This is a genomic window from Methylomonas sp. TEB, from assembly GCF_047777895.1.
Taxonomy (GTDB): Bacteria; Pseudomonadota; Gammaproteobacteria; order Methylococcales; family Methylomonadaceae; genus Methylomonas.
Genome location: NZ_CP180476.1, coordinates 4,458,999 through 4,471,667, shown reverse-complemented (window position 1 = coordinate 4,471,667; position 12,669 = coordinate 4,458,999). Strand labels below are relative to the sequence as shown.

The window sequence follows — 12,669 nt, the reverse complement described above, 5'->3', positions numbered from 1 at the left end:
GGTTTTGGTCCCTACTGGGTAGCCCTTACAGTCAGGAAAATTTAACGATAATATCTTGCTGAATATGGCGCACCCGGTGATGGAGTTTGTCCGATTTAACCGGGATATGTCGCAATGGATCATGCTGGCGCATCACAAATTCCCGAATCGCCTCATCGTTCCAGCTCTGATGGTTGTCATGCACCATACGCAGTACAGCATTCAATTTATTGGCGGTGTAAATCACATCGTCTTCGTTATCGTCATAATCCGAGTGTATCAAATCTTTTATGGCGTACTTAACTTGAGCAAGGGCATTATTGGCATCGAATGATGTGGCCTGTCTCATGATTATTTCTCCGGTTTTCAGTTTGTGTTGGCGGCTACTATCTCCTCAGGTCCTTAAGTTAAACTTAATAAATGACGATTGAGCGACATGCTGCCTACAGCATCGAGAAAATAGTCGATGGCAGGGAGTGGCGTGACGCTTTACAGCACGCTCGGTGTTCTTGTTGTTCCTGCGCTTTGAGACAAACTTGTGACACGGGTTGATGTGAGCTCAACAGAATTGGTCGATACCTGTCCGGTATTTCATCTTTTTTCCTGCTGGGACGCTCGAAAAAATCTTTCGACAAAAATAGCGACTCCCCGGTTTTTGACGTTTTTACACAGCCTGGACCTTAAGCCGTATTTGACAGAAATTGTTTGGTTGACTGGTGGTTGGCAAGCAGCAGGCGTTCGCTGGGTAACAAGAAAACGTGACATCCGTCTATATCGGGCTCTTGTCCTTTAAGAACAATAGATTTATCCTTTAAGAAAGAAGTTTTTCTTAAAGGATAAAGTATGAGCAACAAAGAACGCGGTGAGCAAATTCGACGCCAAATTATTAGGGACGTCAGGCATCATCCCATTGATATTGCAAAACATATTGCAACTATCTTCTCGATAAGCGTACAAGCAGTTAACAACCACATTAAACGCTTAGAAACCGAAGGCTGGTTAAACTCGAGTGGCACTGGTAAAGGAAAAAGATATTTTCTTGGCGACTTAAGACACTATAAGTCTCTATTCCCTCTGACCGAAGGCTTCGCAGAGGACAGCGTCTGGCGAGATTATTACGCTTTCGTATTTGACGGTTTGCCTGAAAACATCGTCGACATATGCCATTACGGTTTTACCGAAATGGTCAATAACGTTATCGACCACTCGGGCGGAGAACAAGTTTATATATCCGTTGTACGGGACAAAGAAAAAATAGTCATCGCTGTCGTTGACGACGGCGAAGGTATTTTTAGGAAAATTAAACGGCTGTGCGATTTAAGTGACGAACGACAAGCCCTATTCGAGTTGTCCAAAGGCAAGCTGACCACCGATCCCGAGAATCATACCGGCGAGGGTATTTTCTTTACATCGAGAGTATTCGACGAGTTTGAAATCGAATCGTGTGGAATCAGGTTTAGTCACGACGACACATTCGATTTCGATGTTATTCTCGAGTCGTCTATTTCTTTTGATAAAGACGGTACGGTGGTCTATATGCTTATTAAGCGGGATTCAACCCGCCAGATTCAAGCGGTGTTCGACGACTATGCTGGACCAGACGAGTTTCAATTCAACAAAACCATCATTCCTGTGCGCTTAGCCCAATACGGTAATGAAAAACTTGTATCCAGGTCTCAAGCGAAACGATTACTGGCACGGGTAGAACGCTTTCATTACGTTATTTTTGACTTTGAGGGTGTATTGGCTATCGGCCAAGCTTTTGCCGATGAAATTTTCCGTGTCTATGCGCAAGCTCATCCAGAAATAACATTACTGCCCGACAACATGGAGCCCAACGTTGAAAAGATGGTTTCTAGGGCTATTGCATCGAGATAAGTCAATTAACCCGTAAGCCAAGCAGATACTATTACCCAAGTTAAGCGGAAATGACGTTGGGTTAGGGCATTTCAGAATCACATCAATAATTGCTACTGTGTCTTTTCAACATGGATTGTTTGTTTCGTGCGCATACTTGGGTTTGGGTATGTTTTCTTGACCTAACGCCGCCGCAGTCGGTTTGTAGATCGGTTTTGTGTTTCTCGCCTAGTTAGTTCTGCCCAAAAATAAGCTCGTTATGACATAAAGCTGCCGTTCCAAAATCAAACTCGTCCGGCAGGTATTGGCCGCTTGTCACCCAACACAAGCACAAGCATTAAGACCCGCGAGCAATTTTTTATCCGCGTATGCGCGCATCATTTATGTCTACTGCCCAGCAGATAATCAAATCCCGGCCAGGTGACGCACCAGTTGCCGGAGCCTGGTCTGGTGTGATGTTGGTAATGCCAGGGTAAATGCTGTTTAGCCCAGTCAGGGTTGAGATGGGCTTTGCGGTGCAGAATGTAATAAAGCGTCAACGAGCCGTATAAACCCATCACGAAAATCGGCCAATACCAAAATAGCGGCAGATGCACCATGACAATGGCGGCCAATACCGCCAACTCCTTGGTTTGCGCATTCCAGGTCGATAAGTCCAAATGGCGATAGCCGGGATCCAGCATCTGGTGTTTAGTGCAGATCGCATGGTGTTCATACCAATGGTAGGCCCAAATGCTGCCTGGCTGTTTGCCAAAGCGATGCAAGATGAATTTGTGCAGCAGCCATTCGCCCAGATTGGCGTACAGAATGGCTAGTAAAAATTGTAGGCTCACTGAGATCATGGTTCGGCTGGGGCTAATGGTTTGTAGTGGGGATTATCTTCACCCGGTTTGCCGTGCTCGGCATAGTTGTTTTATTCCTGCTGCTTTGGTCGTGTACTTTTGGTTCCAGCTCTTACCATTTTCCAAATGGTGTTCCATTTTTAATCCGATTTTAATGACTTCTGCACCAGCAATTTCCAAAAGCTCTGCTAAAAATTAATACCATTATTTGATCGAGGCACGGAATTTAGCCGGCCAGTTTGCTGTAGATCGCTTTTTTCGATTTTTATCGGCGGATAGCTTCACAAAATCGACTTGCGTACAGTAGACCTATGTACTAGGCTATGCTACCGCTCAAGTGGGGGAGGAGAAATGGCTTCGTACCGGGGAGTGACCGGCGCGCTGTTGGCGTTGGAATCGTTCTTGACCAGCAGATTACCTGCCGAGCTGAGCAGCGAGCCCACCAATGCCCAAGCAAAATTGCTGGGTAGCGCCGATATTGCCAATATCCTCACCGGCAATCTGCTGGGTATTTACCTGCATCGCATCACCATCGATCCGCACGGCCGGCAGCGCACCTTTGCGCCGCGCGGTTCCGACCAAAACGCCCCGCAAGCCGAACTGCCGGTCAATCTGCATTTCCTGTTAATCGCCAACGCTGCCAGCGCCACCATCGAAGCCGATCTTTTGAGTTGGGCCATGGTCGAGCTCGCCAACGAATGTCAGCTCGACATCTCGCATATTCAAGACATCGACGACGAATGGGGCCAGGCGGAAGTGCTGAATATCGCCCCGGACGAGATGAGCACTGAAGATTTGATGCGCATCTGGGACGTGTTCAAATCGCCTTACACCAGCACCGTACCCTATGTCGCCCGCACCGTGCGCTTGCGGCTGCGTCGGCCGCGTACGGAAGGTCCGCCGGTTTCGACGCGGGTATTTCCGGGAGGCACGGTATGAAAGCCGTCAAGGTTCTGGAAACCAATATCCTCTACGCCAGCGACGTGATCTATTGGCTGGACGGCAGCAGCGCCCCGCAGCAAGCCGATATGCGGCGGCTCAGTGACGCCGTTGTGTTGCAACTCGATACCCGCCCCGCCGATCTGCAATTTTTACACACGCCAGGCAAAACAGCCTTGTGGCGGCGCTCGGCAGGCAAAACGGTGCAAGGCGCGCCCAGCGAGGCGGATAAGCTGCGCCCGGCTGAAGCGGCATACACCATCGCCGGTTCGGTGGCGGATAGTCAAAGCCGCTATATCCCGCGCCGTTTTGCAGTTCAAGCCGGCAATGCCGCCGGGCACAGCTTGGTGCTTTATCCGACCCCTTTCGGTACCAAGCTCGGCCGCGGCGGTGGTTTGCGCGGCACGCTAAGGTTTACCGGCAGTAATGCACCGGCCGTCTGGGCATTGCTGACGCTGACGGTCAATCTGGGCGTCGGCGGCAATTTGATCTGCCGTGCCCAAGCCGACGCCAATGGCGATTTCATTATCGCGATGCATCGCCTGCCGCCCTTGCCGGAAGGCGTAACCGAATACAACGCGACACTGAGCATTGCGGCCTCGGCTGCGGCCAGCGCTGCGCTACCGGTCGACCCGGCCGACTTGCAGCCGATGTTGCTCGGCGCTATTAACGCTAACAGTTTTGCCGCCGCACTGGCCCTGACCTTGGTGCCGGGCGATTTGAGTTTAATCCGGTCCTTTAATCGGGATCATCTTGCCGTTCAACCCAATTGAGTCATCCATGAGTTGAGTTCGTCCTTTAAACGCTGGTCCACATAAAAATTAAGGAGGGGAGCATGCCTGAATATCTTGCACCGGGTGTGTTTGTAGAAGAAGTTAGCTTTCGCGCCAAATCGATCGAAGGGGTGGGGACCAGCGTCACGGCGGTGGTCGGTCCTACCCGTTTCGGGCCGTTGCGGGGCAATCCCGAGGTAGTGACTAGCTTTGGCGAATTCACCCGCATCTACGGTGACATCCAGAATCTTACGCTGGCCGGCGTATCGGTACTTAACCATACCGCGATTGCCGCGAAAGCCTTTTTCGACGGCGGCGGCAAACAGCTCTATGTGTCGCGGGTCGGCAATTTTCCGCAAAACGCGCCGGGCATATCAGCGCGGTCCGTGCCGAATGTGTTGAGTTTCAGCAGCCGCTTTCCCGGAGCGATGGGCGATTTCACGCTGGAACTCCTGTGGCGCGATAGCGAAAATCTGTTAAAAACCGAGGCCACCTCAGCGCCCGCCGAAGGCGAAGTGGTGTTTTTGAATGCCACCGGCCTGACCAATGCGGTGCGCTCGGCGGGCATCGCCGCGCAATTCCCCGACGAACGCTTTCCTTTAAATGTCCGCGCCCTGGTGCGCCGCGAAGGCGATCATTTCGTCATCGTCAATAACCGCTGCGAACTGGATACGGCCGACGATGTGGCGGCGGGCGGTACCGCCTTGCGTCCCAACGGCCAGGCCGACGGCAGTCAGGGCGTACTGATGACGGCCGGCTTGGTAAACGGTCCGGGCGTTGCAGTCAGCTACACCCGGGTGTTTGCGAAAAATCCCAGTAACGGGTCCTTGGCTAACGGCACGTCGGCGGTGCTGACCCTGAGCGCGGAAACCAACTTGTCGGTGTATACCGGCGCGGCGCATTGGGGCACCTTAACCGCGCTGCGCGGCACGTTAAATGCGGCCGGCAGCGAGTTTGTGGTGGACGGCGGCGGTTTGAATGTGGGCGTCAATGCCGACATTACCCTGCCGCTGGCGGCTTTGGCTGCTGCACCGAATACGGTAAGGGCTGTAGTGGTGCAGCGCAATTTCGATATTGCCGTGCATGCCGGCGGCCGCGACGGCCCGGTAATTTACAGTTACGGCGATATTTCCAGCGCCCCCGACGCAAAAAACAGTCTCAGCGCCGTAATGCCCGTGACGCCGGACAAGCGTTACGACCAATTGACCAGTCCGGTCAGTTGCACCCTCAGCCCCGGTATCAGCGGCGCCGATGTGGTGGCAGCCTTGTACAGCCTGTTCGAGTCGAATGGCTTAAATCCAGGCCCCATGTCGGTTCAAGGTCCGCGTTATTTGATTAATCTGTCCGGCGGCAGCGACGGCAACGTGCCCGGCGCCGTGCAATACGGCGGTGTGGAAGACGAGGTCAACGGCAGCAGCGGTTTCGTGGCCTTGGAAAATATCGAGGATGTGTCCATCGTGATGACTCCGGCAGCGGCGGCTGACGCCACTAATCATCAAGCCATCGTCGCCGAGGTGCAAAAACACTGTCTAAAAATGCGCTACCGGGTCGGCATCGTCGATAGTCGTGACGGCATGGCGCTGTCGGAAGTGCGCGAGTTTCGTTCCAACTTCGACGATTCCAGACTGGCGCTTTATTACCCCTGGGTGGTTATCGCCGATCCGCGCGGCCTGCTCAGCACTATCACCGTGCCACCGTCCGGCTTTATCGCCGGCGTTTACGCCAATACCGACGTGCAACGCGGCGTGCACAAGCCGCCCGCCAACGAACCGGTGATCGGCGCTTTGCGCTTTGCTCAGGAAATCAACCGCTTCCAGCAGGAATTGCTGAATCCCAACGGCATCAACTGTTTGCGCTCGTTTCCAGGACGCGGGCATCGGGTATGGGGCGGTCGGACCCTATCCAGCGATCCGGAATGGAAATACGTCAACGTTCGCCGCTACTTTTTGTACCTGGAGCGTTCTATCGACAAATCCACGCAATGGGCGGTGTTCGAACCGAACGGCGAGCGCTTGTGGGACAACATTCGCCAGACCGTGGAAAGCTTTTTATACAACGAGTGGGTCAACGGCCGACTGTTGGGTGGTAGCGCCAAAACCGCTTATTTCGTGCGTTGCGACCGTAGCACGATGACCCAAAACGATCTGGACAATGGCCGCTTGGTTTGCGAAATCGGCGTGGCGGCCTTGAAGCCGGCCGAATTTGTGATTTTCCGTATCGGCCAAAAAACCGCCGACGCCTGAACCCTGGACTGGAGATAAACCATGGCTACATATCGCGAAACACCCTATGGGGTGTTCAATTATCTGGTCAACCTGGGCGACGGCAGCGAAGGCGAAGTGCAGGGCGGCTTTTCGGAAGTGTCCGGTTTGAATGCGGAAGTGACGGTGGCGGAATACCGTAACGGCAACGACGCGGTCAATTACGTGCGCAAGATCCCGGCCATCAACAAGGCCGGCGACGTGACGTTGAAGCGTGGCGTGATCGGTGCGGACAACATTTACAGTTGGCTGGAGCAAATTCGCGGCGGCGATGTGACCGCCAAGCGCGATGTGGTGATCAAGCTTAAAAACGAAGATCCCACCAGCGCCAGCGCCGTGGTCACCTGGAAACTGGTCAGGGCCATGCCTATCAAATGGACCGGGCCGACCTTAACCGCCAAGGGCGGCAGCGACGTGGCGATGGAAGAGCTGGTGCTCTCGGTCGAAACCATCATCCAAAGCTAGCCGGAGCGACAGCGGATGGAATGGCTAGCGGGAGCGCGCATCGCCCTGACGTCACGGCCGGTTGAACGCCGGATCGCGGCGCTGGAAGTGGCCATGCTTGGGCATTGCCCAGGCCGGGTCAGGCTTGAGCGCCTGCTGCAATTGCCGGCGGCGCTGGCGGATATGCGCGCGGTCGGATACGGTAAGACAGTCGATGACTTGCTGTTGGGCGCTTCCAGCGAGCTTTACCATCTACCGATACCCTTGCAGTCCAGCGCCGAGTTTCACGACATTTTTCCGGATGCGCTTAGCGCCACCACCCAATATGTCAGCCTGCTGGCTGGTAATAAAGCCTGGCTGGGCCTTGCGGTTGACGATTTTTTTGCCAACGGCGGCGAAAAACTCTGGGTGGTGCGGATACCCGAAAGCGCCGGGCAAGCCGGTTTCCTGCCTGCCGACAACACGCAATTGCACGATAATACGACGCTCCAGGGCTTGGCCTGTGTGTTGGTGATTCCGGCTTTGGGCGTAGTCGGTTTTCCCGATTTGGAACGCCTGCAAATACCGCCGCGTCTGCCGGATATTCCCAGGGTACGTCTGGAAAACAACGACCCGCAGTTTCTGCCTTGCACGCAAAATACCGATGACGATCACCGCGAACGCCGGTACAGCAGCGAATTAAGCAATATGCCGCCGCCTTGGCAATTGCCGCAGGTGTTGCGCGGCATGCTGCAATTTATTAGCAGCCATCGGCCCGATCTGCAATGTCTGTTTACCTTGCCGCTGGCGTATTCCGGCGAGTTGGACAGCCCGGTGCTCGACCCGGCGGCGTTGAGCGCACTGGCTGGGTATCAAGGCAATCCGGATATGGGGCAAGCGTTGCGCTATGTGCAGTTTTTGTTTCCCTACTTGCGCGGGCCGCGTTTTGCCTTGCATAGCCCGGTGGGTTTGATCGCCGGCCAACAAGCTGCGGTCGCGCGTCGCGACGGCCCTTGGCGCTCGATGGCGGCCAAGCCCTTAAACACCGACGCTTTGCCTTACCCGCGCTTGTCAATCGCCCAAACGATGGGCTTGCGCGATAAACCCGGCATCAGCGTGCTCAACTACCGTAACGCGGTTAGCGGCGGCGCGCAGCTCAGCCTTGATGACGAGCGCCTGGTGGTGCCGGCCTTGCCGGTCGCCGATTATCCGTTCGACCGCCAGCGTTACGATGGGTTTCGTTCGGCGGAAGTGATGCGTTTTCTGGGCTTTTTGCGCCGGCAATTGCAGGCCTTGGGCGAGCAATTGATCTTTAATCTGGATTACCGCGATCCCCGCCCGCGTTTGCTGCTGGAACAGTTTTTCCGCCGCTTGTACAGCCAGGGTGCCTTGCGCGGCGCGTCCGCCGAGCAAGCGTTTTCGATTCGCGAATCGACGCCACAAGAGGGTGCGATGCTTTACGAGATCATGCTGGCACCGGCGTTTCCGATAGACAGGCTGTTTTTGACTTTTGCCAATCTGAACGGCGAATGGCGCTCGGAGGTGGTCGATGGCTGAAGTCAGCGAATTCGTCGCCTTTCGTTTCAAGGTCAATCTGTACAACAGCGACCAGAGCAGCTTGTTGTGCAGCGGTTATTTCAGCGAAGTGACTGGTTTTGAAGCGACGATGGAACCCAAAGTGATCAACGAGGGCGGCCATAATTGGGGAGAACATCACCGATCCGGGCCGACCAAATTCGCGCCGATTATTTTGAAACGCGGCGTCACCGACATCAACGATTTATGGTCCTGGTTCGACATTACCACCCGCCAGGCCAACTACGGCTACCGGCTGAGCGGCGAGATTATCGTGTTCGGCAATCCCAGCGTCAGCGGCGGCAACGTCACCGATAACGCCGTGCTGGTTTGGAAACTTAGCGGGGTGTTGCCGACCAAATTCAAAGGCCCGGATTTGTCGGCCACCGCCAGCCAGGTAGCCATCGAAGAATTGCAGCTGGTGCATCAAGGCTTGGAATTGCAAAGGCCGGCGCCGGCCAGCACCCAAGGCAGGGGGACGGCATGATCGCCATAGAACGCGGCAAACTAATTCCAGTTAACGGCGACAACGATAGTCCTGATTTGGATAATGCCATCGATGTGCAATTTAACCCGTCCAGCCTGAAAGTCAGCCTGTCCAACACCTTGAAAGAAAACGCCCGCAACGGCAACAGCCGCTCGGCGCAGTTTGTCGATAAAAGCTCGTCCAATCTGACTATAGAGTTGATTTTTGACACCACGTATATCGAAGCCCCCGGCGGCGCAGGCCAGGGTAGCGGGCAGACGGCCAGCAATGCCGGCAGCAACAGCAGTTCCAAGAAAACCATCGAACAGGGTTCGGATGTGCGGCTGGAGACTAAAAAAATCGCCGATACTTTTATCAAGCCGGTAGAAGACGGCAAAAAAATGAAAGCGCCTAAGCGCTGCTTGTTTCAATGGGGCGCGTTCGAGTTTTTGGGTTTGGTGCAAAGCTTTGACGAAACTCTGGATTTCTTTTCCCCGGAAGGCCGGCCGTTGCGGGCTACAGTGTCCTTAAAGCTCAGCGAGGACCGCTACCAGTTCCGTAACCGCGCTGTCGAACAAGCCGCCCGCAATACGCCCAGCTTGAGTTCCACCGGTGCCGGGCCGCAAGGCGGTTCCGGGCAAACGGCCGCGCCGGTGCCGGGCACTAGTGGCGAAGGCGCGGGCAATTGGCGCGATACCTCGCTGTTTAACGGCATAGAGTCGCCCAGAATGCCGTCGCTATCGGTGGTGGCTGTGCCTAGTCTGAGCCTGAGTGCTTCGGTGGGGATTAGCGGCGGCGTAGGATTTGGGGTGAGTGCTGGCGTCAATATCAGTGGCGGAGTCAGTACCAATGTTTCGGCAAGCTTGTCTGCTTCGGTCAGTGTTGGTGGTAACACAGGCGGCAGCATTGGCGGTAATGCCGGTGCGGTAAAGGCAGCGCAAAAACCGGTGCCGCCGGCCAGTCCGGCGTTTAAATTCGGCAATTCCGCCAGCCTAGGTACCGGCATTGAAGGCGCGTTTAGCCCGGCTGGAAAAAAGGGCAGCTTGAATGCAGCCAACATTCAGACAGGCAGTGTGCCGCTAAGATTCGATACTGCGCAAACCTGGATTGGTGGCGTGCAAAACGGACAAGCGGTAACTGCGGCGACCGGTGGGAGACCCTTATCAACAGCCGCAGCTAACCAAGCCGGTTCGGCAACTGTGACTCGCAAAAGCAGTGGCGTATCGGTAAGCAGTTTATTAAAAGCTGCCGCCGACAGTGGCGTTGGTTTCGATTGAGTGGGAATTACAAATGCCGGTATTGATAGACGAAGTGATATTGGACGTGCAAGACGGCGTCACCGAAGCCGCCGAGCAACAACCGGCCGCGCAGCAGACGCCGTTGTCGCCGGCGGAAATCGAGTTGACGCAAATGCTGGAATTGATCAGGCAGCGGCAGGAGCGGTTGAGGATTGATTGAATAGATGTGGGTGAGTGAGAGATTTGGTAATGAAGTTTTATATACCCTCACCCTAGCCCTCTCCCGGAGGGAGAGGGGATGTGTCGAAGGGTTTTAGGAGGCTTTGTGTAGTGGAAGGGTTTCCTTCCCGTATGCCGCGCCGAGCACCGGAGCTTTTGAACGGATCCGCCCGTAGGGGCGCCGCATGGATGCGGCGCGTTGCCGAAGGGGCAGGAGCCCCTTTCGGCAACCCCGTTCAAAAGCTTCGGAGCGCAGGGAATAAGCGGCATCCGGGTCGCCTTTTCTTTGGATACTTTCTTTTGGCGACGCAAAAGAAAGTATCGCGGTTGTCGGTCCGCGAACCGACATTAGAAAAACCGTCGCGATAGCGACACATAATAATTAAACGACAATAAACAAGAACAACACTATGCCCGATTCAGCCTTCACCAGTTCCCGCCCGACGATCAAAATCGACGGCGAACAACGCGAAGACCTGCAACAGGCCTTGCTGGCGATGCAGGTCAATCTGCCCTTGCACGGCTGCGCGCATGCCGAATTGCAGCTGTCCAATTGGGGGAGGCCGGAAGGTGGGCAAGATCCCGACTTTACTTTGAACGACATTGCCTTGGGTGCCGGCGTGGAAATCGAAATGGGCAGCGACACCCCGCAAAATCTGTTCAGCGGCGAGATTACCGCCATTGAAGAAAGCTACGGCGAAGGCGCGCCCAACATCGCGCTGCTGCTGCAAGATAAACTGCACAGATTGGCGCGCAGTCGGCATAACCGCAGCTTTGAAGATCAAAGCCCGGACGAACTAGTGCAAGCCATCGCCGGCGAGGCGGGCCTGCAAACCGATGCGTCAATGTCCGGCATCACTGCCACCTGGCATCAACTCAACGAAAGTGATTTGGCCTTTCTGTTGCGCATCGGCAATCGCTTTGACATAGCCGTGCGCTTGGAGGGCAATACCCTACGGGCCAAGGCCGAGGAGGCCGATACCAACCCCGTCGAGCTTAGCGCCCAAGACAGCGCCTTGAAAGTGCGCTTGATCGCCGATTTAAACCATCAACCGCTCAGCAGCCAAGTCAACGGCTATAACCTGGCGAGCGCCGACCCGGTGGATTTTACGGCCGACACTATGACGCCGGCGCCCACCGGCGCCAGCGCGGCGGCGGCTTTAGGCAATCTGAGCTGGCCCGGCCCGGAAATCGTCCCGCAGCCCTTTCCAGGCACCAGCAGCGAAGCCGAAGCCTATGCCAAGGCCGCATTCAAACGCCAAGCCAAACGTTTTATTCACGGTGAAATTGTTTGCCAAGGCGAGGCCAGCCTAAAACCCGGCCGCGAGATCGAGTTGGTCGGCGTATCGCCTCGGCTGAAAGGCCGCTACCAGATTGTGCATTGCGTGCACCGCTTCGATAACAACAGCGGTTTCGAGACACACCTGAAAGTCAACAAAGGCGGGTGGCAGTCATGAACAGTCACGCCTTGGGTAATCTGCACAGTTTGCAACTTGGGCAAGTCACTGATAACGCGGACCCGGACAGCCGTGGCCGCATCAAGGTGCGCTTGCTGGCGACGCAGATGGAATTATGGGCCAGCGTCGTCGCACCATCAGCCGGTCAGGGTTACGGCGCTAGTTTTGTGCCGCGCCTGGAAGAAATAGTGGTGCTGGCCTTCATCACCCCGGAAATGCCGCTGGTGCTGGGCAGTGTTTGGGCCGGTAGCGGCAGCGTGCCGGCAGAGGCCGATCCGCAGGAAGATCATTACGTGATCCGTACGCCGCAGGAAACCGTGTTGGATTTCGACGACGGTAGCGGCCCGAAAGTGGAGTTACGTACTCGCTCGGGTTACAAGATTTCGATAGACGAAGCCGGCGGCGGGGAAATTGTCATCGAGCGCTCCGACCAAAGCGTCACCCTCAACAGCTCCGGCATTGCGGTGCGCAGCAGCGGCAGCGTTACGGTGAATGCCAGCACAGTGACCATCAACGCCAGCATGGTGACGGTGAATGCCAGCATGTCCAAATTCAGCGGGGTGGTGCAAGCCGATACGGTGATCGCCACTTCAGTGGTGGGCAGTTCTTACACGCCGGGTGCCGGCAACATTTGGTAAGG

At 55.4% G+C, this 12,669-nt stretch carries 13 protein-coding genes; 11 read left to right on the top strand and 2 right to left on the bottom strand.

Annotated features, from left to right (window positions below; genetic code table 11):
- Window positions 1–31: 31 nt before the first annotated feature.
- Entirely contained in the window at window positions 32–328 is a 297-nt protein-coding gene (locus ACMXD4_RS20205; RefSeq protein WP_171697439.1) for a hypothetical protein, read from the bottom strand.
- Window positions 329–822: 494 nt separating this feature from the next.
- Here ACMXD4_RS20205 and ACMXD4_RS20200 point away from each other — a divergent pair, with 494 nt between their 5' ends.
- Window positions 823–1,857: an STAS-like domain-containing protein gene (locus tag ACMXD4_RS20200; protein ID WP_415879197.1), complete on the top strand. Its 1,035-nt coding sequence runs from the start codon at window positions 823–825 to the stop codon at window positions 1,855–1,857.
- A 356-nt stretch (window positions 1,858–2,213) separates the two neighbouring features.
- Here ACMXD4_RS20200 and ACMXD4_RS20195 read toward each other — a convergent pair whose 3' ends face one another.
- On the bottom strand, window positions 2,214–2,678 hold the full coding sequence (locus ACMXD4_RS20195) for a hypothetical protein (RefSeq protein WP_415879196.1): 465 nt from the start codon (window positions 2,676–2,678) through the stop codon (window positions 2,214–2,216).
- 351 nt (window positions 2,679–3,029) lie between these two features.
- Here ACMXD4_RS20195 and ACMXD4_RS20190 point away from each other — a divergent pair, with 351 nt between their 5' ends.
- From ACMXD4_RS20190 to ACMXD4_RS20145, 10 genes are all read left to right on the top strand, one after another.
- Window positions 3,030–3,617 carry a DUF4255 domain-containing protein gene (locus ACMXD4_RS20190; RefSeq protein WP_171697442.1) on the top strand — a complete coding sequence of 196 codons (588 nt, stop codon included), beginning with the start codon at window positions 3,030–3,032 and terminating at the stop codon, window positions 3,615–3,617.
- A complete protein-coding gene (locus ACMXD4_RS20185) occupies window positions 3,614–4,390 on the top strand; it encodes a hypothetical protein (protein WP_415879195.1) in 777 nt (258 codons plus the stop codon). Before ACMXD4_RS20190 ends, ACMXD4_RS20185 begins: the two co-directional genes overlap by 4 nt.
- A gap of 62 nt (window positions 4,391–4,452) precedes the next feature.
- Window positions 4,453–6,633, top strand: a complete 2,181-nt coding sequence (locus ACMXD4_RS20180; RefSeq protein ID WP_415879194.1) for a phage tail sheath family protein — start codon at window positions 4,453–4,455, stop codon at window positions 6,631–6,633.
- Window positions 6,634–6,654: 21 nt separating this feature from the next.
- On the top strand, window positions 6,655–7,116 hold the full coding sequence (locus ACMXD4_RS20175; RefSeq protein WP_033157779.1) for a phage tail protein: 462 nt from the start codon (window positions 6,655–6,657) through the stop codon (window positions 7,114–7,116).
- Window positions 7,117–7,131: 15 nt separating this feature from the next.
- Window positions 7,132–8,631: a hypothetical protein gene (locus tag ACMXD4_RS20170; RefSeq protein WP_415879193.1), complete on the top strand. Its 1,500-nt coding sequence runs from the start codon at window positions 7,132–7,134 to the stop codon at window positions 8,629–8,631.
- Window positions 8,624–9,136 carry a phage tail protein gene (locus ACMXD4_RS20165; protein WP_192376405.1) on the top strand — a complete coding sequence of 171 codons (513 nt, stop codon included), beginning with the start codon at window positions 8,624–8,626 and terminating at the stop codon, window positions 9,134–9,136. Before ACMXD4_RS20170 ends, ACMXD4_RS20165 begins: the two co-directional genes overlap by 8 nt.
- Window positions 9,133–10,392, top strand: a complete 1,260-nt coding sequence (locus ACMXD4_RS20160; RefSeq protein ID WP_319962375.1) for a hypothetical protein — start codon at window positions 9,133–9,135, stop codon at window positions 10,390–10,392. Before ACMXD4_RS20165 ends, ACMXD4_RS20160 begins: the two co-directional genes overlap by 4 nt.
- A gap of 13 nt (window positions 10,393–10,405) precedes the next feature.
- A complete protein-coding gene (locus ACMXD4_RS20155; RefSeq protein WP_171697448.1) occupies window positions 10,406–10,573 on the top strand; it encodes a hypothetical protein in 168 nt (55 codons plus the stop codon).
- A 409-nt stretch (window positions 10,574–10,982) separates the two neighbouring features.
- The gene (locus ACMXD4_RS20150) at window positions 10,983–12,029 is read left to right on the top strand and encodes a phage late control D family protein (protein ID WP_415879192.1); all 1,047 of its coding nucleotides are present in this window, start codon (window positions 10,983–10,985) and stop codon (window positions 12,027–12,029) included.
- Entirely contained in the window at window positions 12,026–12,667 is a 642-nt protein-coding gene (locus ACMXD4_RS20145; protein WP_415879191.1) for a phage baseplate assembly protein V, read from the top strand. The genes ACMXD4_RS20150 and ACMXD4_RS20145 overlap by 4 nt, the downstream gene beginning before the upstream one ends.
- Window positions 12,668–12,669: the final 2 nt, after the last annotated feature.

Bases quoted from the DNA above. Each gene is read 5' to 3' on its own strand.
- ACMXD4_RS20185 (WP_415879195.1), top strand. From the start codon at position 3,614: ATGAAAGCCGTCAAGGTTCTGGAAACCAATATCCTCTACGCCAGCGAC.
- ACMXD4_RS20200 (WP_415879197.1), top strand. From the start codon at position 823: ATGAGCAACAAAGAACGCGGTGAGCAAATTCGACGCCAAATTATTAGG.
- ACMXD4_RS20145 (WP_415879191.1), top strand. From the start codon at position 12,026: ATGAACAGTCACGCCTTGGGTAATCTGCACAGTTTGCAACTTGGGCAA.
- ACMXD4_RS20205 (WP_171697439.1), bottom strand. From the start codon at position 328: ATGAGACAGGCCACATCATTCGATGCCAATAATGCCCTTGCTCAAGTT.
- ACMXD4_RS20160 (WP_319962375.1), top strand. From the start codon at position 9,133: ATGATCGCCATAGAACGCGGCAAACTAATTCCAGTTAACGGCGACAAC.
- ACMXD4_RS20155 (WP_171697448.1), top strand. From the start codon at position 10,406: ATGCCGGTATTGATAGACGAAGTGATATTGGACGTGCAAGACGGCGTC.
- ACMXD4_RS20165 (WP_192376405.1), top strand. From the start codon at position 8,624: ATGGCTGAAGTCAGCGAATTCGTCGCCTTTCGTTTCAAGGTCAATCTG.
- ACMXD4_RS20175 (WP_033157779.1), top strand. From the start codon at position 6,655: ATGGCTACATATCGCGAAACACCCTATGGGGTGTTCAATTATCTGGTC.
- ACMXD4_RS20150 (WP_415879192.1), top strand. From the start codon at position 10,983: ATGCCCGATTCAGCCTTCACCAGTTCCCGCCCGACGATCAAAATCGAC.
- ACMXD4_RS20195 (WP_415879196.1), bottom strand. From the start codon at position 2,678: ATGATCTCAGTGAGCCTACAATTTTTACTAGCCATTCTGTACGCCAAT.
- ACMXD4_RS20190 (WP_171697442.1), top strand. From the start codon at position 3,030: ATGGCTTCGTACCGGGGAGTGACCGGCGCGCTGTTGGCGTTGGAATCG.
- ACMXD4_RS20170 (WP_415879193.1), top strand. From the start codon at position 7,132: ATGGAATGGCTAGCGGGAGCGCGCATCGCCCTGACGTCACGGCCGGTT.
- ACMXD4_RS20180 (WP_415879194.1), top strand. From the start codon at position 4,453: ATGCCTGAATATCTTGCACCGGGTGTGTTTGTAGAAGAAGTTAGCTTT.